Here is a 22,982-nt window from a genome sequence, read left to right on the forward strand (position 1 = left end):
AATTATTTTAAAAGGAGATACAATGATAACATGGCTGCAGAGATTAATTATTTTTGGCTGAATTGCGGATACAATAGATGGAATCATAATGAGCCATTAGTTGGGCAAAAAACAGTATTTGAGTCAGGGGCACAATTTAATCCAACACAAGGGTTTCGTGCATTTAAACAAGCACAAGTCGGTGACCGTGTGATTTTTTACCAAGTACAAACAGATGCAGGATTACTTGGATGGGGTGAAATTACGCGCGTTAAGACAGGTGCACAAAACAAAACACATGTAGAGTTCAAATTTAATGAACCGTTCAAGCGACTCACATCAGATTATCTTAAAAGAAGTGAATCATTAGAATTCCGAATGAATAATATGAAAGAAATTCTTTTTAATAAGATTTCATTCGATGAATTTGAATTAATCAAAGGACTAGGGACTGGCGAGATTTCTATTCCTAGATATTTCTTTATGTCTGAAACAGAAGCGTTTGAACCAGATGAAACCTATACGATTTATACGCATACACGAAACGGTATAAAACGAAACGGTTATCATCATTACACACAATTAGAAATCGGCGATCAAATCATCATTTACAATCGCAATTCTAACCAGTCTGTCATTGGACGTGCTGAAGTGGCACATCATATTCATACACGTCCCCCGGAACAAGGTCGGACGAATAGTACAGCGATTGAAATTCGATATATTGAAGATATCAATCCAGTTAGTTTAATGACGTTGAATAAACACCAAAAGCTTAAGAACTTGTACTTTTTACAAGAAAATTCTAAGCAAGCGATAGCAAGTTTAACGCCGACACAATTCAATGCCATTATGGAGATGAGTGAAAATGATGGCTTAAAAGGGCAATTCGAAGCGGTTTCTGGACATCAAGATACTGAAAATCAAGAATTAAAGCCATTTATTTTATTACTTGCAGAACAAAAAGAAGAAGGCTTAAATGCTGCAAAATCACTTGTTGAGAAAGCCAATGCAACGTCAGTCATTACAGTTGGCCATCCTGATTTTTCTGAAGAAATGTTGTATGGGCGCTACTTACCAAATGAAGCGGGTGCGCTATACTACAGAGAAGGGTTTATTACGGAATTGATGCCTAAGACGGATCGTCAATTTTTAGTGATTGACCAATTTGAACGTATTGACCCTGATGTTTTCCAAACCTATATCAATGTGTTAGAAGGTCATGAAGTTACGCTTCCACGCTATAATAAAAGCGGTAATATGGTGAAATGGAGTACTGAAAATACATCATTCTATCGTTTTAATCCGAATTGGCATATCATAGCAGTGACTTATATGACACCACAAGAAGTTAAAAAGAAATATACTTCACAATTTTTGAAGTATGCACGTATTATTCAAGTTAAACAATAAATGCATAATAGAGTATCGCGTAATGGTGCGTCTCTATATGGTAGATAATGGAGAGAAAAGGTGATTGAAATTGACAGTACGGTCAATGACATCGCCTTTTACTGGTTCAAATGGAAAAATATTTATAACTTTGAATATGAGCTATTTTTAATGTTTGATATGAAAATATAAAAGCGGGTATATTTAAGACAAGAGGTGATAATATGCCAATTATTTATTACGATGATCATTGTGTTTATTGTTACAATTATGCAATTTGGCTCATTCGAAATGGTTTGCCTAGAAACTATCAGTTCGTGCCTTTAAAAAGTAAGGCAGGGGAAGCATTACAAAAATCACGTCCTGAAGTGCTTGAATATAACAGTGTTGTTTTACAAGAGGGGGACGATTTGACATTTCAATCGACAGCGATAGCCAAACTCATTTATACACTTGATCGTTATAAGTGGTTAGCTATTCTATTATGGCTTGTCCCCAAACCTTTACGCAACCTAGGTTATCAATTGTTTGCGAACAACCGTGATAAAATGTGGAAAACACATTGGGCAAAACCAACTGAATATGAACAATCATTTTTTATAGCTAAAAATAAATCAATATGAGACGTATTAAATGATGCCCTGTTAAAATAAAAGAGCATGGGACATAAATACCAAAATAAATAGCTCGAAGATGATTTTGATAAAAATCGTCTTCGAGCTTCCTTTATATTATCATGCTTCGTATTATATAGGCTCGCTTTCCGAGGGGACAGCCTCAGCCTGTAGTCTTCGGCTCGTCCTGTTCCCTCAGGAGTCTCGCTATAAATACTTCGCTTATATATATGTAATCATTCACCATTATACTTTAAAAAATAAGGCAATTTCGTATAATTTAATTCATCACAACAAAAACTAAATTAACGAGATGCCTAAGGAAATTAGTCGCATCTAGTGCGGCTAAACTGATGATAAAAGGAAAAAATCCGAGATTTTTCGTTTTTTACGAAAACCTCGGATTTCATCGATTATTGAGACAATTTTGTCTCAGGCTCTTAATTTATTTAAAGCAAGTTATTCAGCGATTTCTAACGCAACTTCCATCATTTGTGTAAATGAATTTTGACGTTCTTCGGCAGTTGTTGCTTCGTCACGTAATAAATGATCGCTAACAGTGAATACACCTAGCGCTTTTTTACCCGCCTTTATAGCATTTAAATAGAGTCCCGCTGATTCCATTTCTACTCCTAGAATGCCCATTTCGATCCATTTTTGATTGAAATCTGGGTTTGCGTTATAAAAAGTATCTGAAGAAAGAATATTACCAACGTGTGCGCGTGCACCTAGGGCATCAGCTTTTTCTTTAGCTTTTACAACGAGATCAAAGTCAGCTAGAGGGGCAAAATGACCCGGTATTTGGAATTGATCAACGTAATTAGAGTTTGTTGAAGCGCCCTGTGCGATAATAATGTCGTATAAGTGAATGTCTTCTTGCATTGCGCCACAAGAACCAATGCGAATAATCGTGTCTACGTCGAAGAAATTGTATAGCTCATAAGAATAAATACCGATACTTGGGATACCCATTCCTGAGCCCATTACAGAAACTTCTTTGCCTTTATATGTACCTGTATAGCCGAACATATTACGTACTTCATTGAATTGTTCTACATTTTCTAAGTAATTTTCTGCAATGAATTTAGCACGTAATGGATCACCAGGCATAAGTACAGTTTTAGCAATTTTAGTACCATTAGGTTGAATGTGTGGTGTTCCTTGTTGTGTCATTTAAAACATCTCCTTAATATCTTATATCATTTTAAAGATAACAGAACTATAATGAAAAGTCGATAAAACTTATTAACAAAGCAGAGGTGTAATAGGTTCATCAACGATTAGACCGCATGTTGTCGCTTCTTTGATAAGCTTATTTAAGTCCGTATCTCGATAATGATTTGGTTTTACCAATAGATAGATTTTGGTTTATAATAAAGGTAAATTCAAACATATTGTAAAAAATAAAAATCCATATAGAAATGAGGAATGACCATGAGAATGGTAGATATTATTGCAAAGAAACGCGATGGACATACGCTTACAAAGGAAGAAATACAATTCTTTGTAAACGGTTACACAAATGGGGAGATTCCTGATTATCAAATGTCTAGTTTAGCGATGGCAATTTTCTTTCAAGATATGTCAGATGAAGAGCGTGCAGATTTAACGATGGCAATGGTCGCTTCTGGAGATCAAATTGATCTTTCAAATATAGAAGGCATCAAAGTCGACAAGCATTCAACTGGAGGCGTGGGTGATACAACGACGCTTGTATTGGCACCGTTAGTTGCTGCGTTAGATGTTCCTGTAGCTAAAATGAGTGGACGTGGTTTAGGTCATACAGGCGGTACGATAGATAAATTGGAATCAGTTAAAGGATTCCATGTTGAAATATCTGAAGATGAATTTGTACGACTTGTGAATGAAGATCATGTGGCTGTAATAGGTCAAACAGGTAATCTGACACCAGCTGATAAAAAAATCTATGCTTTGCGCGATGTTACAGGTACAGTGAATTCAATTCCTTTAATTGCATCTTCAATTATGAGTAAGAAGATTGCTGCAGGTGCGGATGCGATTGTACTTGATGTTAAAACAGGTAATGGTGCCTTTATGAAAACAGTGGAAGATGCAGAAGCTTTAGCACATGCGATGGTTAAAATTGGAAATCAAGTGGGACGTCAAACAATGGCAATCATTTCTGACATGAGTCAACCTCTCGGCTTTGCAATCGGGAATGCTTTAGAATTAAAAGAAGCGATTGACACGTTAAAAGGAGAAGGACCAGAAGATTTAACCGAACTTGTTTTGACACTCGGTTCACAAATGGTGGTATTAGCTCAAAAAGCGAGCAATTTAGAAGAAGCACGCGAAATGTTAAAAGAAGTCATTGAAAATGGTAAAGCCTTAGAGAAATTCAAAACATTTTTAAGTAATCAAGGTGGCGACGCAACTATCGTTGATGATCCATCACAATTGCCAACAGCACAATATCAATTCGAATTACCTGCAAAACAATCTGGTGTTGTTGCAGAAATGATTGCAAATGAAATTGGTATTGCATCTATGATGTTAGGGGCAGGACGCCAAACGAAAGAAGATGAGATTGATCTTGCTGTAGGACTCGTTTTGAATAAAAAAATAGGTGACCGTGTCGAAGAAGGAGAATCTCTATTAACGATTCATGCGAATACACAGGATGTTGAAGCAGTAAAAGAAAAATTGTATGATAATATTACAATCTTAGAACAAGCATCACAGCCGAAATTAATTCATACTATCATTACTGAATAAAGGGTGTTGAGATGAAAAAAGTAGGTCGCATTTTAATAGGTATTGGATTTTTGATTATTGGTGTTTTACATTTTACGAGAGAACGTCGATTCAGAAATATTGTACCTCATTATTTACCATTCAAAAAGGCTGCTGTGCTAGTTACAGGCGTATGTGAAATATGGATAGGCATAAAGCTACTTTTGGCGCGTCCATCTGATGCATTGAAACGTTGGATTAACTATTTCTTATTATCTGTTTTTCCAGCAAATATTTATATGGCACGACGTCGATTGCCGCTTGGTGATAAAGAATTATCAGACACGGCAAGATACGGTAGACTACCGCTTCAATTCCTTTTCATGTATCTCATTAAAAAATTATAATTGTAAACTTTAAAAAGGCATTTCAAGTTGTGTATCACACACAATTTGGAATGCCTTTTGTTCAGTCAAAGCGATTTATCATTATTTTCATATCGTCATTCTATTTTAAAACGTGACTTTATATTTATACGTGTGCACCTGTTCCAAAAACATCATGCCATTGGTCACGTTTATCTAAAAATGATTGTGCAATTGCTTGAGCGCCCTCTAAAGAATGTGAAGCAGCCCAACCACATTGTAATTCATTGCAAGCAGGAACTTCTTTTGCCTCAAGTACATCTTGTATTGTTTTTTCAATAATATTTAATACATCGTCATAATCATCATGATTGATAAAAGAAACATAAAAACCAGTTTGGCAACCCATCGGACTTAAATCAACCACTTTATCTGTATGGTTTCTAATATTCTCAGCCATCAAATGCTCTAGAGAATGCAATCCAGGCATGTCCATGTGCGCTTTATTTGGCTGCTTGAAACGAATGTCATATTTATAAATTTCATCTCCGTTAATTCCTTTCATTTTACCAGCCAAGCGAATATAAGGCGCAACCACTTTAGTGTGATCCAAGTTAAAACTTTCAACGTTCATTTTTGGCATTTGTACAAACCTCCTTCATGTGTAATTTCATTTTAACACAAATTAGGATGATTGAAAGTAAAAAAACTGAGCTAATTACTCAGTTATACAAAAAATAAGATAGAAATTTTTGATTTATCTGTAAAAAATACATGACAAATTGTCCTAAATCCGATAAAATAAGTACAAATTTAATAAATATTTATCAAGAGTGGTGGAGGGAATTGGCCCTACGAAGCCCTGCAACCTCATCGTAAAGCGATAAAGGTGCTAAATCCAACAGTCTATAATGGGCTGAAAGATAAAAACGACAAAGATGTTATCACCGGCGTACATCAACCACACTTGAAAACATATGTGTTGATAGTATAGGATGATAACTTTTTTGTTTGGAAGGAGTTTTAATTTGGTATCAGTGAGACAACGGATTTTAGATTATATAGATAACAACAGATTGAAATACATTGATATGAGTCATCAAATTCATGAAAGACCTGAGATTGGAAATGAAGAGTTATTTGCTTCGAGATTGCTCATTGATCATTTAATTGAGTGTGGTTTCGAAGTTGAGCGCGACATTGCAGGTCATTCAACTGGATTTATAGCCACTTATGAATCGGCAAAGGAAGGGCCTACAATCAGCTATCTTGCTGAATATGATGCACTTCCAGGATTAGGTCATGCCTGTGGTCATAACATTATCGGTACAGCGAGTGTCTTAGCAGGTACAGCACTTAAGCAGGTCGTCGAAGAAATCGGTGGGAAAGTCGTCATCTTCGGTTGCCCAGCTGAAGAAGGCGGAGAAAATGGAAGTGCCAAAGCGAGTTATGTTAAAGAAGGCATATTTGACGATGTAGATGTTGCGTTAATGGTACATCCAGGTAATGAAACATATCCAACCAATCACACACTTGCGGTAGATGTACTAGATATTAAATTTTATGGTAAAAGTGCGCATGCTTCAGAGAATGCTTATGAAGCACGTAACGCTTTAGATGCGATGATTAGTTTTTTTAATGGTGTTGCACAAATTCGTCAGCATATTAAAAAGACTGAGCGCGTACATGGCGTAATTTTAGATGGTGGCAAGGCCGCGAATATCATTCCAGATTTCACACATGCACGTTTTTATACGCGTGCGACGACACGAAAGGAATTGGATGTTCTCACTGGACGTGTTCATGATATCGCTAAGGGGGCAGCGATACAAATGAGTTGTGATTTTGAGTTTGAGCCTATTCAAAATGGCGTCAATGAGTTTGTGAAATCACCAGAACTCGATTTGTTATTTGAACAATATGCAACAGAACTAGGGGAAGAGGTAAGTCATGATGATTTTGGGTATGGTTCAACGGACACGGGGAATGTCAGCCATGTTGTACCAACGATACACCCACATGTCAAAATTGGGCCAAGAAGCTTGGTGGGGCATACCCATCGATTTAGAGAAGCTGCTGCAAGTCCAATGGGGGATAAAGCACTGATAAGAGGTGCAAAGATCATTGCATTAATGGGGGCTACATTAATTCAAGATAGAGATCTCTTAGCTACAATTCAAAAGGAGCATCAAATTAAAAGGGAGAAGTTATAAATGACGGTACAAAATAATCACGCACCCCGCTTAACAATGGGTGATATTTATGAAACAAACGTGGTCTATACTTCTAGACCTTCTTATGTTTCCAATCCTTGGTTAGAACCAGATGAACATCAATCCAACTTTTTAACTGGGAGAGAGTTGTTGATTGCCAATTTACCAGTCATCGTTCATGAAGCGAGTGTGACACATAAATTAGCACAGCTTTTTCAAATGATTGGACGATCCATACCGGATAATGTCATCACATTTAGAGACCAAGAGAGTTATGAAGGTGCACTGAAACATTTGGCAACTGTCGAAGAACGTCAGATTTATTTTCAATATGTTCATGACGACTCGATTGTTGATGCAGCACACTATGCTATGGATAAAAAATTATTTGTTGAGTTGAATAATAAGTCATTAATTCCAAAATGGACTCAGAATCAGTTTTTACCAAAACGCGAAATCGTAACATATGAAAATTTTAAGTCAGCCATTCAATCTTGGTCACTTCCAGTTGTAATAAAGCCTGGGGATGATTTACCTACTGCTGGAGGCTATGGCGTGATGATATGTTATAACGAGCAAGAATTAAACGAAGCGATTGCCCGTGTAGAAAAAGCACAAGAAGCGACGAAAACGTTAATCATTGAGCAATGTATCGAAGCGGTGGATAACTATTGTGTGCAGTACGCTTGGCATCCTGATGAAGGTATTATATACCTCGGTGCAGCGAAACAATTAACAAATGAATATGGTTTTTATAATGGCAATGTGAATGCTTTAGAGGTACCTGAAAAAGTAATCGAAGCAGGCCGGAAAATAATGGAAAATGGTGTTTCTCAAGGATTTATCGGTATTGCTGGATTCGATATTCTTGTGGATGCTGAAGGCGACGTATATGCGATAGATTTAAATTTCCGGCAAAATGGTTCGACGAGTATGCTCTTGCTAGAACCACAATTAACCGGCAAGCATCACAAGTTTTATAGTTACTTTGCAAATGGAGATAATGAACGGTTCTTTAATGCCATTTCTTCCTTTGTAGAGCAAGGTGTTTTATATCCTTTATCCTATTACGATGGAGATTGGTATGAAGATCAACATGTCAATTCAAGATTTGCATGTATTTGGCATGCTGATAGTGAAGCAGACATTCGAGCATATGAGCAACAATTTATAGAAATGGCGGGGCTATAAACAATTCTACTTTGATGTATGATATATTGGTTATATAGAGAAATCAAATCAAGTTTGATGACCGGATAGAAGTGAGAGACTTGTATTCGAGATACATTTTGAGTTGAGAAAAAGGAGCAGAGTCATGTCTTACAAAAACGAACGCTTTTATAAAGATATATTAACCAATGAACAGTTTTTCATCGCTGTTAAAGATAAAAAGATTATTAAGCATAGTCATAATGGGAAGCCATTATTTTGTTTTTGGACACGTGAATCTTTAGCGAAAACCTACTTAGAAACATCCGGTGTGGCCTATGACAAAATTAAAGCGATGGATATTGATCAGTTTGCGACTTATGAACTTGATGATATGTTTGACGAAGAAGATGAAGCACTCGTCAATGTGACAGATCGCGCGCAAGGCCATGAGATTCGAATTATCGAAGTGGTTAGTGACTTGATGACTGATTTAGATAACATTCGTATCCGTGAATTTGTACAAGATGTTGCTAAAAGTGACACTGTATACGGTTTGAGCCAAAAGGACAACAAACAGTTTATGATTGTATATGATGAGAACGATAATTTTGATCAATCGTACTTTATGCCAGTATGGAGTTTAAATAAACGTGCAGAAAAAGTGGCAGAAGAAGATTTTGAGACCTTTGAATTGATTGATGTAGAAGGGGAAGTTTTTGCGGAATGGTTAGATGAGCTACGTGATGATAATCGATATGTAGCTATTGATGTCAAGCCGGGAGTCGTAGGTACGATTGTTTCGGCGCAGAAACTTGCGAATGAACTAACTTTTTAATAACGTATATCGTTATCAATTTTGACCTATTCATAAATAAACGCAGATTAGAAGCCATGTTTCTAATCTGCGTTTTTTTAAATGAATTAATGGGATAAGTATAACGTGCCTAATGCGCCAGAAAAGGCACCATTTTTTAAATAGTGAGGGTTGAAACCTCTCAATACTGTATAATCAGTGACCACTTGTTGTAAAAGTGGATTATCATGAAATGATGAACCAATATAGACCACATCTTTCACTTGATGTTCTCTTGCGACATGAATGGCTACAGTTGTAATGCTTTCACCAACGACACCGATAACGGAAGCAAGTTTATCAGCATCCGTGAAGTTTTGATCGATATTTAACAAGACATGACCAAAATTAGCAGCAGTAAGTTCTCCAGATATAGGCGGGGTATCATTTTTATAAATATGCTTCACTTTCAAGTCGATGATGTCACGATTCCCTTTTAATGCGAGATTCGTTAATGTGGCATATTCAGTAATACCAGTGAGGAGATAACCCAATCCTTGAATCATGCCGCCCCCTGTACCTATACCACCTACGCGTTCTTGTTCTAAGCCGTCTGTTAAATGAAGTGATGTGCCAGTCCCTACATTTGTGAAAATGTATCGATCAATATGAATACCTTGTTCTTCTAAAAAGAGCTGAACGCCTCGAGCCGCAGCGTCAAATTCGATATATGTTTGCGCATTACATGTTAAATGCTCACTTAAAGTTTTCGCGTTTCCTCCTGTAATATGTATATCCTGGCAAGGCTGTTGATTCAACCATTCAGCAACGGTTTCTAGTTCTGTTGTCTGATAGACCTTAAATGATCGTTCGCCCTCATTTTCTATTGCAATTTTTATCAAAGTACCGCCAGCATCTATGCCAATACGCATGATTAGTCACCTCGAATTTTTGTTTATCACCAATATATACTATACGATAATGACAAAATTACAAGCGTTAATTCAAAGTTTAATTTTAAAATAAATGAGAGTGTAAGCAATAAAAGGACGAAGTTGGGCGTGTGTTCCCAACCTCGTCCATTATTGAGGTATGCACAAATGAGATTGGCTTCATTAAAGAAAGCTTTGATTACATTTCATGATCTCGTTCCCGATCTTCTATTGTTCTTGAAAAATCTTTATCATCATCAATGTGCGTCATTTTGAAATATTTAGTTGGTTCACGACGCAATGCATTCATCAATGAAAAAATCATAAGAAACAGAATAATCGAAAAAGGTAATCCTGTTACAACGGATGCAGTTTGTAAACTTGTTAAGCCTCCCGCAACAGTGAGAGAAACAGAGATTGCACCAATTAAAATACCCCAGACCAATTTATGCTTCCGTTTAGGATTTTCTACACCGCCTGTTGCCATTCCTGATACGATATGTGTTGTCGAGTCGGCACTGGTAACAATAAATGTAAAAATAAGAATGATGGCCAATGCACTTGTCACCTCATGTAGAGGAAACTTGCTTAATAATTCAAATAACGCGACTGTATAATCTTTATCCACTATTTTTTCGATACCGTCATTGTGGTGGAGTGCCCAGTTAATTGCAGTGCCTCCGAATCCTGAAATCCATGCGAATGAAATACATGGTGGAATGATAAGCACACCAATAACAAACTCTCGAATGGTACGTCCTCTTGACACACGGGCAACGAAGCCACCAATAAAAGGAGACCAAGAAATAACCCATGCCCAATAGAAAACTGTCCATTTCTGAATCCAAGAATTATCTCCAGAATACGGATCCATTCTTAAGCTATATTGCACAAAGTGAGAAATATAATCCCCAATTGAAACCGTAAAAGTTTCGACAATAAAGCGTATATCACCAAAAATAAAAATAAACAAGAGTAAGATGGCACCAACGATAATATTTAGATTACTTAGCCACTTCACACCTCGATTGATGCCTGTTAAAGCTGAACCCAGAAAAATAATCGTCATCAATAATGTAATTAAAATTAAAGTTAATGATGTGTTAGGTACTTTGAAAACGTGATTAAGGCCACCTGCAATTTGTAGTATTCCCAGTCCAATCGATGTTGCGATTCCCATTACAGTCGCAATAATCGCTAAAATATCGATAATATTTCGGAAAGGACGTCGGTAAGTCTCACCGAAAACGGGTTCCATTGCAGTAGAAATTAAGCCGTCTCGACTTTTTCGAAATTGGAAATAAGCAACAATTAAACCACTCATTGCAAAGATAGACCATTGTGAGATGCCCCAATGGAAGAAGGTATAACCCATCGCGAGTCGAGCTGATTCAACAGTCTGCCCTTTAACAGCTTTTGGAAATGGAGAATGCAAATAATGTGTTAAGGGTTCTGCTACACCCCAAAAGACGATACCTACACCTAAACCTGCTGAGAACAACATACCAATCCATGAAATAAATGAAAATTCAGGTTCTTCATCATCGCGACCTAATTTAAATCGGCCATATCTTGAAATAGCTAAAAAGATTAAAAACACATCTAAAACAAACACAATAATTAGAAATAACCAACCAAAATTAAGTGCCAATATGTCATATGTATGCTGTGCATATGCACCAAATGTCTTTGGAAAGATGGCTGCAAGTAATGTGAGAATCAAAATAATTGTGAAAGAAACAATATACACAATATTCCGATTTTTTTCTTTAGTACTCTTATGATTTCCCATAATATCCCCTTTCAAATTTTACGCGCATAAAACTGAGTGCTGACAGATTGTTTCACCTTTTACAAAGATAATCTTTATTGAGAGAAGTTAGATTTAAACTCAATGTAACTACAAATATCTTTGCGAGTCATTATTTTAATGCCTTATCAATATATAAATGAAATAACATTCCAGCAGCGATAATCCATTCATCATAACGCGCTGGCTTTTGTTATTTTTATACTACATTTCCTCTAAAAACTTGTTTGAACGTTACCAAATGTGTCAACATAAGTATTAGGAAAATGTAAAGGGATGGTAAAAAATGACCCAAAAAAGTAAGCGCTTTGATGATATTACTATACAATTATTTGAAGAGCAATACCGAGATGCACTCTATCATTTTAAATTAAGTGAACGTCAACGAATCTATTCTTCTTTACCCAAAGAAGTTTTAGATGATGCATTAGAAGATAAAAATAGAGAAGCAAATATCGTTTTAAATGATCAAAATGAAGTGATTGGTTTCTTTGTATTACATCAACATTATCAACATGAAGGCTACGATACACCTAAAGAAGTCATTTATGTGCGTTCATTATCCATCAATGAAGCATATCAAGGCCATGGTTACGGTACTAAAATGATGATGACTTTGCCAGAATATGTCCAAACTATTTTTCCAGATTTCAACCATTTATATTTGGTTGTTGATGCAGAGAATGAGGCGGCTTGGAATGTTTATGAACGTGCAGGTTTTATCCATACGGCTACGAAAGAAGAAGGGCCCATTGGGAAAGAACGTCTGTACTATTTAGATTTAGATTCTAAATATGTATCATCGTTAAAATTAAAACAGAGCGCATCATCCGAAGAAGGCACAATTGAGGTAGTTGATCTTGTTCTTGATCATCAAAAAGTAGGTTTTATTGCGATTGAACAGTTTGATCAAAGATTAATCATACGAGCACTTTACGTAAATGATGCATATCGAGACACAGGTATTGCGCAAAGTGCATTACGTCAATTAGCGACATATGTTCGTAAACAAAATCAAAAGATTAAGGTTATCGAAATCACATTATTTGGTCCAAATCATCAATTAAAAACATTGTTTGAAAAAAGTAATTTTGTTGAAACGCTATCAACAGAAGATTATACTACGTTAGAAAAGTATATTAACTATTAGGATTAAAACGTCACGGACGAATGCTATGTTCATGAATGAAGCATATGCAAATCGATGTTGAAAATTCACACTTTAAATTTTATTGATGACTGCATTCTAGTTGCGTAAAATGACAAAAAGAAGATATAAGACCGAAGTCATGGAAAATGTGATTGAACATATTGCGAAATGACGTTGAGTGATTTATAATTTACTTTTGTTAATGTCAGTGTTAAAACACCAATGTTGCAACGCATGCACAACGGTTTTGACACGAAAGAGTTAAAAGGGAGAACGGCAACGATACGCGATTTCCTTTAAAGATGAAAGAAAGTGTTTGAGTCATTGAATAAATAGAAATGCGAACCTTTGAAAGGAAGATATGCTGATGAAATTACAAGATTATACACAAGAGATGGTGGATGAAAAATCATTTATTGATATGGCCTATACGTTATTGAGTGAACAAAATCAAACAATGAATTTGTATGATATTATTGATGAATTTAAACGTATCGGACATTACGAAGACGATCAAATTGAAGATCGTATCGTTCAATTTTATACTGATTTGAATACAGACGGTCGTTTTTTAAGCGTCGGTGATAATATTTGGGGCTTACGTGACTGGTATTCAGTAGATGACATTGAAGAAAAAATAGCGCCAACAATTCAAAAATTCGATATTCTTGATGAAGATGATGAAGAAGATAAAAACCTTACATTATTAGGTGAAGACGATCCTGAAGGTGATATCAATATTCCAAATCATACAGATGATCAAGAAGGCCTTGCTGACCCTGAAGATGAACGTGTAGAAGATGAAATTGAAGATTCTGATTTAGTTGTTGAAGATGATGAAGAAGAAATCGATGAAACATACGATGATGAGGATGAAGAAGAAGAGGACGAAGAAGAATTTTAATTCACTCATTTATGCAAGAAAGATGATTGACTTTTCATGTCAAAGTGATAAAATTTTATTCGGGCTCCTTTAATTAGGACAGATAAATAAACGAGACGTTAATGTCTTAAACTTAAGTATTAAGTTGGACATTTAATATAAGTAAACGTTGAGGTTCCCCTTACAATAATACCATTGTGAGCGGGAACTTTTTTTAATTTCATAAGAATGATTAGGGTTAAAATGTTTTTAATCAAGCTAAACATTTTATATTCAGATCCACCCCCTAATATTTGGAAAGCATTTCTGATGATCAATGAGGAGGAAATAAAAAAATGACAAAATTTATATTTGTGACTGGCGGTGTAGTTTCTTCGTTAGGTAAAGGGATTACAGCAGCTTCACTGGGTCGATTACTTAAAGATAGAGGATTAAAAGTAACGATACAAAAATTTGACCCTTATTTAAACGTGGATCCGGGTACAATGAGCCCTTATCAGCATGGTGAAGTATTCGTAACAGATGATGGGGCTGAAACGGATTTAGATTTAGGCCATTATGAACGTTTTATTGATATTAATTTAAATCAATATTCTAACGTAACAGCAGGAAAGGTATACTCACATGTCTTGCAAAAAGAGCGCCGCGGTGATTATCTTGGTGGAACCGTGCAAGTAATTCCACATATTACAAATGAAATTAAGTCACGTTTATTACTTGCTGGTGAAAGTACAAATGCAGACGTTGTTATTACAGAAATTGGTGGGACAACAGGGGACATTGAGTCACTGCCTTTCATTGAAGCAATTCGTCAAATCAAAAGTGATTTAGGGCGCGAAAATGTGATGTATGTACACTGTACATTACTTCCTTACATTAAAGCGGCTGGTGAAATGAAAACGAAGCCGACACAACATAGTGTTAAAGAATTACGTGGATTGGGTATCCAACCTGATCTTATTGTAGTACGTACTGAGTATGAAATGGGACAAGAGTTAAAAGATAAAATTGCTTTGTTCTGTGATATAAATAAAGAAAGTGTCATTGAATGTCGAGATGCTGAATCTCTTTATGAAATTCCATTGCAGTTAAGCCATCAAAACATGGATGATCTTGTAATTGAACGTTTAGGATTAGAGGCGCAACGAGATACACAATTAGATGAATGGAATCATCTTATTCAAGTTGTTAATCATTTAGAAGGAAAAGTAACAATTGCTTTAGTAGGTAAATATGTAGCATTACAAGATGCTTATTTATCTGTTGTTGAATCTCTCAAACATGCAGGTTATCCGTTTATGAAAGATATAGACATTCGCTGGATTGACTCGAGTGAAGTCACTGATGAAAATGCAGCTGACTACTTAAGTGATGTTGACGGTATTCTTGTACCTGGTGGCTTTGGTTTCCGTGCAAGCGAAGGTAAAATTTCAGCGATTAAATACGCACGTGAACAACAAATTCCATTCTTCGGCATTTGTTTAGGAATGCAACTCGCAACAGTTGAGTATGCACGTCACGTTGTCGGCTTAAAAGATGCCCATTCAACTGAACTTGACCCGAACACACCTTATCCGGTAATTGACTTATTACCTGAACAAAAAGATATTGAGGATTTAGGTGGGACATTGCGCTTAGGTTTATACCCTTGTAGCATCAAAGAAGGGTCATTAGCGAATGAGATTTACGGACAAACATCTGTAGAAGAACGCCATCGTCATCGCTATGAATTTAATAATGAATTTAGAGCACAACTTGAAGAAGCGGGTATGATTTTTTCTGGAACAAGCCCAGATGGTCGCTTAGTTGAAATGGTAGAACTTGAAAATCATCCATTTTTTATTGCTTGCCAATTCCATCCAGAATTTTTATCAAGACCTAATCGTCCGCAACCGATCTTCAAATCATTTATTGAAGCGGCAATTCAACAACAAAATCGTGTGCAATAAAGACATTGACTGCGGATAGCGCTTAACGGTAACGATTTATAAATAATAAGAGCCATAGGTTAGAAATAAAACTTGCAATAGGTGTGGGACAGAAATCGATTTGATTTCAAGGTCCTACACCTTTTTTAATAGGTTTTAAAGCAAAAGTAGAGAAAGCGATTACAATATTGTCACATCAAGCAAAAATAGGTTTGACAAAAGATGTGTTTGTTAATAAAATTTACATAAAATTAACAAAATATTAATAAAAATCAAGGGGGTTCGCTTATGTTTCAATTTTTAAAGCCACCTGCACACGTCAAACCAATTGCTAGTGAACTGCAAGATGATACATATCGTAAAATGAGACGGCAAGTATTTTTAGGGATATTCATTGGTTATGCAGGTTATTACTTATTACGTAAAAACTTTTCCATTGCGATGCCTTATCTATCTGAAATGGGGTTTACTAAAGCGGAGTTAGGATTTGCTTTGTCTGCGATTTCTATCGCATATGGCATCAGTAAATTTGTTATGGGAACTGTCAGTGATCGTAGTAACGCACGCACATTTTTAACATTGGGATTATTATTGACTGCTATTGTTAACTTATTGATGGGATTCATTCCTGCTTTGACCTCTAGTGTCACTATGATGTTTTTGATGTTATTTTTAAATGGTTGGTTTCAAGGTATGGGTTGGCCACCATCAGGGCGTGTACTTGTCCATTGGTTTAGTGTGAGTGAAAGGGGAAGTAAGACTGCCATATGGAATGTCGCGCACAATGTGGGTGGCGGATTGATGGCGCCAATCGCTTTGCTAGGTATATATTTAACCGGTACGTTGAGTTTTGGTTATTTAAAAGGGTTTGAAGGCGCCTTTATTTATCCAGCTATATTAGCCATTATCATTGCCTTGATAGCTTATTTACTTATTCGAGATACACCACAATCTGTAGGTTTGCCACCAATAGAAGCGTATCGAGATGACTATCCGACTCATCAAAAAGAAACTTTTGAAACAGAACTCACGACAAAAGAAATTTTGTTTAAATATGTCTTAAATAATAAGTGGGTTTGGATTATTGCAGTGGCTAATATCTTTGTCTACTTTGTGCGTTATGGTGTGTTAGACTGGGCGCCTTTATATTTAAGTGAAGTGAAACACTTCGATATGAAAGGCTCAGGATGGGCTTATTTCTTATATGAATGGGCAGGTATTCCTGGAACCTTAATTTGTGGATGGCTTTCAGATAAAGTCTTTAAAGGGCGTCGAGGCCCAGCAGGTTTTATCTTTATGATTGGTGTGACGATCGCTGTGGTTGTATATTGGTTAAACCCACCTGGAAATCCACTTGTTGACAACTTAGCGCTTGTCACGATTGGTTTTCTTATTTACGGTCCTGTCATGTTAATTGGTTTACAAGCGTTAGATTATGTACCGAAAAAGGCTGCTGGAACTGCAGCAGGTTTGACAGGCTTATTTGGTTATTTAGGTGGTGCGGTAATGGCTAATATTGTGATGGGGGCTGTTGTTGACCATCTTGGTTGGAGTGCGGGCTTTATTTTACTCACAATCATCAGCATTCTAGCGATGATTAGCTTTATATTTACATGGAATAAGCGTGGTCAAGAAGTCGTACATTAATCGAATTTATTAAAAAATGAGATGTACAGTTTTTGGACAAAGGAATTATCATATAACTTTGTTCAATCGCTGTCATCTCATTTTTATTTAAGCTAAGTCTAAATCACGAATCATCTCAATCATTTGTGTGTATATTTCATAATATACATAGTTAAGTGCCATAAGATGAGGTGTCACGACTTTATCATAATCTTCCGTATATACAATCGGACGTGGCGTAGAAAGATTGATAAAGTGCATCATTTGATCTGGTAAATCTTGATTTTTAGGTTTATTAGTGATGACAACGACGTCTCGGTCATTTTTCAATAAGCGAGCTAAGTCACTTGCCATTTCTTCACTAAATTCTGCACCAAAGAGTAAGACGCGATCTGTTGAATCAAGCTGTTCAAAAGTGGCATCGTCTTTTAATGGTAAACTTGATTGTAACTTTTCAAAGCTGTTTAATATGTATGGCTCGAAACATTTCAAATCGCCATACCCTTTAATATAAACATGTCCTTCACCACCAATAGCTTGAATAAGACTTTGAGCCGCCATTTGAATATCAAGCGCTTGGTCATCTAAGCGGTTAAAGACAACTGTTAATTGTGTTGTCAGCATTTTTGACATTATGAAAGTCCTCCTTAGTTGATGAATCATGTACGTATATTTTAGAACAAATCTCTATTATGCGCATTTGTACCTCGTTCATCTGCCTTCTTATTTTATAATAATCCGTTGTTTTCATTCAAATATCTTTGATGCGCATATGAGGTGATGATTGATGTTGAAATTTGATGTTTGAAAGGCGTCTCAAATCAAGTGATGCCAATGGATGCGTTTACATTTGAAATTACGATTTTTTTCACAAATTTAGCTTGATTTGACGATGCATTCAAGGGTGGGTTTTGCTATACTGTAGTTATAAATAAACGTGCGCATTGCACGCAAGGAGGAACTTTCATGCCTTTAGTTTCAATGAAAGAAATGTTAATCGATGCAAAAGAAAATGGTTATGCAGTTGGGCAATATAACCTAAACAACTTGGAATTTACACAAGCTATCTTACAAGCTTCACAAGAAGAAAATGCACCTGTTATTCTTGGTGTTTCAGAAGGTGCAGCTAGATATATGGGTGGTTTTTACACAGTTGTCAAAATGGTTGAGGGACTATTACATGACTACCAAATCACAATTCCAGTGGCTATTCACTTAGACCATGGTTCAAGTTTTGACAAATGTAAAGAAGCAATTGATGCTGGTTTTACTTCAGTTATGATTGATGCTTCACATGAATCATTTGAAGATAACGTAGCAATTACTTCTAAAGTAGTTGAATATGCACATGAACGTGGTGTTTCTGTTGAAGCTGAATTAGGTACTGTAGGTGGCCAGGAAGATGACGTTGTAGCTGATGGCGTGATTTATGCAGATCCAATCGAATGTCAAAACTTAGTTAAAGCGACAGGTATTGACACATTAGCGCCTGCATTAGGCTCAGTACACGGACCTTACAAAGGCGAACCTAACTTAGGCTTTAAAGAAATGGAAGAAATTGGAGTTTCTACTGGTTTACCATTAGTTTTACATGGTGGTACAGGTATTCCTACACATGATATTAAAAAGGCGATTTCTTTTGGAACAGCTAAAATTAATGTGAATACTGAAAACCAAATTGCTTCAGCGAAACGTGTTCGCGAAGTATTAGATCAAGACAAAGAAGTGTACGATCCACGTAAATACTTAGGACCTGCACGTGAAGCAATTAAAGAAACAGTTATTGGTAAAATTAGAGAATTTGGTACTTCAAACAAAGCCGACAACATCAAAGGGTAATTTATTGCGAACGTCCTTTGATGAGTAGAATTAGAGTGACTAGTTGAGGCAAGGCTGAGACTGTCCCTCGTAAAGCGAAGTTATACTATACGAAGTTTTATCATAAAAACGAAGCGCTAAGGTGATTTTCATGAAATGTCATCTTAGCGCTATTTATTTCGAGATTTATCTTCCAAAAGCGTCTTTTTATTTCGTATTTTATCAATTATATTTTCAACGTTCGAAAAAGGTAAAAAATTGATACTTCATTTTGCAAATTGAAAAAATTTACATTATAATGCTTTTGATGCAATTTTTATCGATAAATAGAGTAAGGGAAAAGGAGTTCAATGACATGGCACAAGAGGTAATTAAAATAAGAGGCGGTCAAACTTTAAAGGGGCGTGTAGAAATTAATGGTGCAAAAAATAGCGCAGTAGCGATTATTCCCGCAACAATTATGGCGGAAGCACCTGTAACGCTAGAAGGTTTGCCAAAAATCTCTGACGTAGAAACTTTAGTGAGTTTATTGGAAGATTTGAATATTAAAACAGAACTTAATGGTACAACGTTGTCAGTCGATTCTACTCAAATTCAAAATGCACCTTTGCCAAATAACAAAGTGGAATCATTACGCGCATCCTACTATATGATGGGCGCATTGTTAGGACGCTTTAAAAAGTGTGTCATTGGCTTACCGGGTGGCTGTCCATTAGGGCCTAGACCTATCGATCAACATATTAAAGGTTTTAAAGCATTGGGTGCGACAATTGATGAGTCGAGTCTGACGTCTATGAAAATCGAAGCAGATCGTCTTGTAGGTGCCAATATATATCTAGATATTGTCAGTGTAGGCGCAACGATTAATATCATGCTCGCTGCAACACGTGCTGAAGGGCAAACAATCATTGAAAATGCAGCCAAAGAACCAGAAGTTGTTGATGTGGCTAATTTCTTAAACAGTTTAGGTGCTAAAATTTCAGGTGCTGGCACAAGTACCATTAAAATTTTAGGTGTTCCACATTTGCATGGAAGTCGACATTCTATCATCCCTGATCGAATCGAAGCTGGCACGTATATGTGTATTGCCGCTGCTTGTGGCGAAGAGGTCATGATTGATAATATCATTCCAAAACATATGGAGCCTTTAACTGTTAAGTTAAAAGAATTAGGTGTTAAAATAGAAACAGGAGATGATTATGTAATTGTAAAATCGTCTCAACCTTACCAAAGTGTCGACATTAAAACGCTGGTATACCCAGGGTTTGCCACTGATTTACAACAACCAATTACACCGCTTCTGTTTTTAGCAAACGGACCAAGTTTTGTAACGGAAACGATATACCCAGAACGTTTTAGACATGTAAAAGAACTACAAAAAATGAATGGATTGATAACAGCTGATCAAGGTACAGCAACGGTAAAACCTTCGCAATTAACAGGTGCAGAAGTCTATGCAAGTGACTTACGTGCAGGTGCATGTCTTATTGTGGCCGGTTTATTTGCAAATGATGTAACAACGATTTATAATGTTACTCACATTTACCGCGGATATACAGATATTGTCAAAACACTTAAAAATTTAGGTGCCGATATTTGGACTGAGCAAATAGAAGCTTAACTGAGCGTGAAATGTTATCACAAATTCAAAGATTCGAGGTGATAGCTATGGAAGTATGTCCATATTTAGAAGAGACGTTTAAAATATTGGGGCGTAGTTGGAATGGATTAATTTTACATTACCTATCTACCTGCGATGAGCAAAAAGCACACTTTTCCGAAATGAAGCGAGATTTAAGCCCGATTACGAATAGGGCATTATCTTTGAAAATGGCTGAGTTGTGTCAGGCACAACTTATATATAAAGATGTGATTTCAGAAACACCACCATCAGTTTGTTACCATTTAACTGAAAAAGGTGCAGCACTGGCTCAAGCGTTAGAGCCCCTTGAAACGTGGGCACATGACTATATAGAACTGAATGAAAGTGCACAATAAAACAACTTAAATGATATAAAAGAATGAGACAAAAATGGAAGCAATTCTATAATGTCTTGTTCTTTTGTGTTTTTTAAGTATGTTTAAATATTGTAATTCGTGGAAATACAACAGATATGATAATGATAAGGAGTGTTTGTTCATGAGAGATCAAACGAAACAATATATAAACGGTGAATGGGTTGAAAGTCACAGTGGTGAAACGATAGATGTGATTAACCCGGCAACTGAAGAAGTATTTGGACGTATTGCGAAAGGTGACAAAGAAGATGTTGATCGCGCTGTCCAAGCTGCACATGATGTATATTTATCATTCCGTCATACTTCAGTAAAAGAACGTCAAGAATTATTAGCGCGTATCGTGGAAGAATATAAAAATAGAAAAGAAGATATTATTGAAGCCATTACTTTAGAATTGGGTTCACCAGTATCAAAATCTGATAAAGTGCACTACGAAGCGGGATTAAACCACTTCCAGGCTGCACATGACGCATTAAACGATTTCCAATTTGAAGAACGCCGTGGCGATGATTTAGTTGTTAAAGAAGCCATTGGTGTTGCAGGATTAGTCACACCTTGGAACTTCCCAACAAACCAAACATCACTTAAACTTGCTGCTGCTTTTGCTGCAGGTAGCCCAGTGGTGTTAAAACCTTCTGAATTAACACCATTCGCTGCTATTATTTTAGCGGAAATTTTTGATAAAGCTGGCGTACCTAAAGGTGTATTCAACCTTGTTAACGGTGACGGAGAAGGGGTAGGAACACCGTTGAGTCAGCACCCTGATGTACGTATGATGTCATTTACAGGGTCTGGTGGTACAGGTTCTAAAATTATGGAACAAGCAAGTAAAGACTTTAAAAAAGTTTCACTTGAGCTTGGAGGTAAATCACCTTATATTATTTTAGATGATGCAGATATTAAAGAAGCTGCACAAGCTGCTGTGAAAAAAGTAGTTAACAATACAGGGCAAGTATGTACTGCAGGTACACGTACAATTATACCTGAAAGCATTAAAGATCAATTTTTAGCACAAGTTAAAGAAGAAATTGCAAAAGTTAAAGTCGGTGATCCACAAAATGCTGACACTGAAGTGGGTCCAATTGTAAGTGAAAAGCAATACAATCAAGTTCAAGACTATATTCAAAAAGGGATCGATGAAGGTGCCGAACTATTATATGGTGGCACTGGCAAACCTGAAGGATTAGATCAAGGTTATTTTGCAAAACCAACTCTATTTGCAAATGTTGATAACAAAATGACAATTGCCCAAGAAGAAATTTTTGGTCCAGTTATGTCTGTCATCACTTATAAAGATTTAGACGATGCGATTAAAATTGCAAATGACACAAAATATGGTCTTGCAGGCTATGTTTTCGGTAAAGATAAAGAAAAATTACAACAAGTTGCACGTTCTATTGAAGCGGGTACTGTTGAAATTAATGAATCTGGACGTAAACCAAACCTACCATTTGGTGGCTATAAACAATCAGGTTTAGGCCGTGAATGGGGAGACTATGGTATTGAAGAATTTTTAGAAGTTAAAGCAATTGCAGGTTATTATAAAGGCGAATAAGCCACCTAAATGTAGTTTGTCACTGATCTGTGGAAAACAGATCAAAGTGGCAAACTACT

Annotated in this window: 20 protein-coding genes and 1 riboswitch; of the genes, 15 read left to right on the forward strand and 5 right to left on the reverse strand. The window is 36.3% G+C overall.

Annotation, left to right across the window (positions count from 1 at the left end):
• The first annotated feature begins 30 nt into the window (after positions 1–30).
• A complete protein-coding gene (locus tag MUA40_RS03450; RefSeq protein ID WP_126496476.1) occupies positions 31–1,392 on the forward strand; it encodes an EVE domain-containing protein in 1,362 nt (453 codons plus the stop codon).
• Between the two features lie 203 nt (positions 1,393–1,595).
• Entirely contained in the window at positions 1,596–1,994 is a 399-nt protein-coding gene (locus MUA40_RS03455; RefSeq protein WP_016426419.1) for a thiol-disulfide oxidoreductase DCC family protein, read from the forward strand.
• 450 nt (positions 1,995–2,444) lie between these two features.
• Here the strand turns inward: MUA40_RS03455 and deoD are convergent, their stop codons facing one another.
• Positions 2,445–3,158, reverse strand: coding sequence for a purine-nucleoside phosphorylase (deoD, locus tag MUA40_RS03460; protein WP_016426420.1), 714 nt, complete (start codon positions 3,156–3,158; stop codon positions 2,445–2,447).
• Between the two features lie 261 nt (positions 3,159–3,419).
• Here deoD and MUA40_RS03465 point away from each other — a divergent pair, with 261 nt between their 5' ends.
• Positions 3,420–4,721, forward strand: coding sequence for a pyrimidine-nucleoside phosphorylase (locus MUA40_RS03465; RefSeq protein WP_016426421.1), 1,302 nt, complete (start codon positions 3,420–3,422; stop codon positions 4,719–4,721).
• A gap of 11 nt (positions 4,722–4,732) precedes the next feature.
• On the forward strand, positions 4,733–5,086 hold the full coding sequence (locus MUA40_RS03470) for a DoxX family protein (protein ID WP_016426422.1): 354 nt from the start codon (positions 4,733–4,735) through the stop codon (positions 5,084–5,086).
• A 124-nt stretch (positions 5,087–5,210) separates the two neighbouring features.
• Here the strand turns inward: MUA40_RS03470 and MUA40_RS03475 are convergent, their stop codons facing one another.
• Positions 5,211–5,687, reverse strand: coding sequence for an S-ribosylhomocysteine lyase (locus MUA40_RS03475; protein ID WP_016426423.1), 477 nt, complete (start codon positions 5,685–5,687; stop codon positions 5,211–5,213).
• A 178-nt stretch (positions 5,688–5,865) separates the two neighbouring features.
• A riboswitch (SAM riboswitch) is annotated at positions 5,866–5,974 on the forward strand.
• Between the two features lie 65 nt (positions 5,975–6,039).
• Between MUA40_RS03475 and MUA40_RS03480 the strand changes: the two genes are divergently transcribed.
• From MUA40_RS03480 to MUA40_RS03490, 3 genes are all read left to right on the forward strand, one after another.
• The gene (locus tag MUA40_RS03480; protein ID WP_051116774.1) at positions 6,040–7,257 is read left to right on the forward strand and encodes a M20 family metallopeptidase; all 1,218 of its coding nucleotides are present in this window, start codon (positions 6,040–6,042) and stop codon (positions 7,255–7,257) included.
• Positions 7,258–8,448 carry an L-aspartate--L-methionine ligase LdmS gene (gene ldmS / locus MUA40_RS03485; protein WP_016426425.1) on the forward strand — a complete coding sequence of 397 codons (1,191 nt, stop codon included), beginning with the start codon at positions 7,258–7,260 and terminating at the stop codon, positions 8,446–8,448.
• A 124-nt stretch (positions 8,449–8,572) separates the two neighbouring features.
• Entirely contained in the window at positions 8,573–9,244 is a 672-nt protein-coding gene (locus MUA40_RS03490) for a DUF2750 domain-containing protein (protein WP_016426426.1), read from the forward strand.
• Positions 9,245–9,330: 86 nt separating this feature from the next.
• Here MUA40_RS03490 and coaW read toward each other — a convergent pair whose 3' ends face one another.
• On the reverse strand, positions 9,331–10,134 hold the full coding sequence (gene coaW / locus MUA40_RS03495) for a type II pantothenate kinase (RefSeq protein WP_016426427.1): 804 nt from the start codon (positions 10,132–10,134) through the stop codon (positions 9,331–9,333).
• 199 nt (positions 10,135–10,333) lie between these two features.
• Positions 10,334–11,926, reverse strand: a complete 1,593-nt coding sequence (locus MUA40_RS03500) for a BCCT family transporter (protein WP_167732807.1) — start codon at positions 11,924–11,926, stop codon at positions 10,334–10,336.
• A gap of 304 nt (positions 11,927–12,230) precedes the next feature.
• Between MUA40_RS03500 and MUA40_RS03505 the strand changes: the two genes are divergently transcribed.
• From MUA40_RS03505 to glpT, 4 genes are all read left to right on the forward strand, one after another.
• Complete coding sequence (locus MUA40_RS03505; protein WP_194368950.1) at positions 12,231–13,094, forward strand: GNAT family N-acetyltransferase; 864 nt, start codon at positions 12,231–12,233, stop codon at positions 13,092–13,094.
• Between the two features lie 367 nt (positions 13,095–13,461).
• On the forward strand, positions 13,462–13,998 hold the full coding sequence (rpoE, locus tag MUA40_RS03510) for a DNA-directed RNA polymerase subunit delta (RefSeq protein ID WP_016426430.1): 537 nt from the start codon (positions 13,462–13,464) through the stop codon (positions 13,996–13,998).
• 314 nt (positions 13,999–14,312) lie between these two features.
• Positions 14,313–15,926, forward strand: coding sequence for a CTP synthase (locus MUA40_RS03515; protein ID WP_167732809.1), 1,614 nt, complete (start codon positions 14,313–14,315; stop codon positions 15,924–15,926).
• Positions 15,927–16,193: 267 nt separating this feature from the next.
• Positions 16,194–17,552, forward strand: a complete 1,359-nt coding sequence (glpT, locus tag MUA40_RS03520) for a glycerol-3-phosphate transporter (RefSeq protein WP_016426432.1) — start codon at positions 16,194–16,196, stop codon at positions 17,550–17,552.
• Positions 17,553–17,639: 87 nt separating this feature from the next.
• Here glpT and MUA40_RS03525 read toward each other — a convergent pair whose 3' ends face one another.
• The gene (locus MUA40_RS03525; protein WP_016426433.1) at positions 17,640–18,164 is read right to left on the reverse strand and encodes a DUF2529 family protein; all 525 of its coding nucleotides are present in this window, start codon (positions 18,162–18,164) and stop codon (positions 17,640–17,642) included.
• 333 nt (positions 18,165–18,497) lie between these two features.
• Between MUA40_RS03525 and fdaB the strand changes: the two genes are divergently transcribed.
• From fdaB to MUA40_RS03545, 4 genes are all read left to right on the forward strand, one after another.
• Positions 18,498–19,370: a class IIb fructose-bisphosphate aldolase FdaB gene (gene fdaB / locus MUA40_RS03530; RefSeq protein WP_016426434.1), complete on the forward strand. Its 873-nt coding sequence runs from the start codon at positions 18,498–18,500 to the stop codon at positions 19,368–19,370.
• Between the two features lie 334 nt (positions 19,371–19,704).
• Positions 19,705–20,970 (forward strand): UDP-N-acetylglucosamine 1-carboxyvinyltransferase, encoded by a 1,266-nt coding sequence (locus MUA40_RS03535; RefSeq protein WP_126496022.1) that lies wholly within the window; start codon positions 19,705–19,707, stop codon positions 20,968–20,970.
• Between the two features lie 47 nt (positions 20,971–21,017).
• Positions 21,018–21,347, forward strand: coding sequence for a winged helix-turn-helix transcriptional regulator (locus tag MUA40_RS03540; RefSeq protein ID WP_016426436.1), 330 nt, complete (start codon positions 21,018–21,020; stop codon positions 21,345–21,347).
• Between the two features lie 142 nt (positions 21,348–21,489).
• Complete coding sequence (locus MUA40_RS03545; protein WP_016426437.1) at positions 21,490–22,923, forward strand: aldehyde dehydrogenase family protein; 1,434 nt, start codon at positions 21,490–21,492, stop codon at positions 22,921–22,923.
• Positions 22,924–22,982 lie beyond the last annotated feature (59 nt).

The organism is Staphylococcus schleiferi (assembly GCF_025558325.1).
In the GTDB taxonomy this organism is placed as follows: Bacteria; Bacillota; Bacilli; order Staphylococcales; family Staphylococcaceae; genus Staphylococcus; species Staphylococcus schleiferi.

Coding starts and splice junctions, on each gene's coding strand:
- coaW (WP_016426427.1), bottom strand. CDS start 10,134: ATGCGTATTGGCATAGATGCTGGCGGTACTTTGATAAAAATTGCAATA.
- MUA40_RS03490 (WP_016426426.1), top strand. CDS start 8,573: ATGTCTTACAAAAACGAACGCTTTTATAAAGATATATTAACCAATGAA.
- MUA40_RS03480 (WP_051116774.1), top strand. CDS start 6,040: ATGATAACTTTTTTGTTTGGAAGGAGTTTTAATTTGGTATCAGTGAGA.
- MUA40_RS03475 (WP_016426423.1), bottom strand. CDS start 5,687: ATGCCAAAAATGAACGTTGAAAGTTTTAACTTGGATCACACTAAAGTG.
- ldmS (WP_016426425.1), top strand. CDS start 7,258: ATGACGGTACAAAATAATCACGCACCCCGCTTAACAATGGGTGATATT.
- MUA40_RS03535 (WP_126496022.1), top strand. CDS start 19,705: ATGGCACAAGAGGTAATTAAAATAAGAGGCGGTCAAACTTTAAAGGGG.
- rpoE (WP_016426430.1), top strand. CDS start 13,462: ATGAAATTACAAGATTATACACAAGAGATGGTGGATGAAAAATCATTT.
- fdaB (WP_016426434.1), top strand. CDS start 18,498: ATGCCTTTAGTTTCAATGAAAGAAATGTTAATCGATGCAAAAGAAAAT.
- MUA40_RS03450 (WP_126496476.1), top strand. CDS start 31: ATGGCTGCAGAGATTAATTATTTTTGGCTGAATTGCGGATACAATAGA.
- deoD (WP_016426420.1), bottom strand. CDS start 3,158: ATGACACAACAAGGAACACCACACATTCAACCTAATGGTACTAAAATT.
- MUA40_RS03525 (WP_016426433.1), bottom strand. CDS start 18,164: ATGTCAAAAATGCTGACAACACAATTAACAGTTGTCTTTAACCGCTTA.
- MUA40_RS03515 (WP_167732809.1), top strand. CDS start 14,313: ATGACAAAATTTATATTTGTGACTGGCGGTGTAGTTTCTTCGTTAGGT.
- glpT (WP_016426432.1), top strand. CDS start 16,194: ATGTTTCAATTTTTAAAGCCACCTGCACACGTCAAACCAATTGCTAGT.
- MUA40_RS03455 (WP_016426419.1), top strand. CDS start 1,596: ATGCCAATTATTTATTACGATGATCATTGTGTTTATTGTTACAATTAT.
- MUA40_RS03545 (WP_016426437.1), top strand. CDS start 21,490: ATGAGAGATCAAACGAAACAATATATAAACGGTGAATGGGTTGAAAGT.
- MUA40_RS03500 (WP_167732807.1), bottom strand. CDS start 11,926: ATGGGAAATCATAAGAGTACTAAAGAAAAAAATCGGAATATTGTGTAT.
- MUA40_RS03505 (WP_194368950.1), top strand. CDS start 12,231: ATGACCCAAAAAAGTAAGCGCTTTGATGATATTACTATACAATTATTT.
- MUA40_RS03540 (WP_016426436.1), top strand. CDS start 21,018: ATGGAAGTATGTCCATATTTAGAAGAGACGTTTAAAATATTGGGGCGT.
- MUA40_RS03465 (WP_016426421.1), top strand. CDS start 3,420: ATGAGAATGGTAGATATTATTGCAAAGAAACGCGATGGACATACGCTT.
- MUA40_RS03470 (WP_016426422.1), top strand. CDS start 4,733: ATGAAAAAAGTAGGTCGCATTTTAATAGGTATTGGATTTTTGATTATT.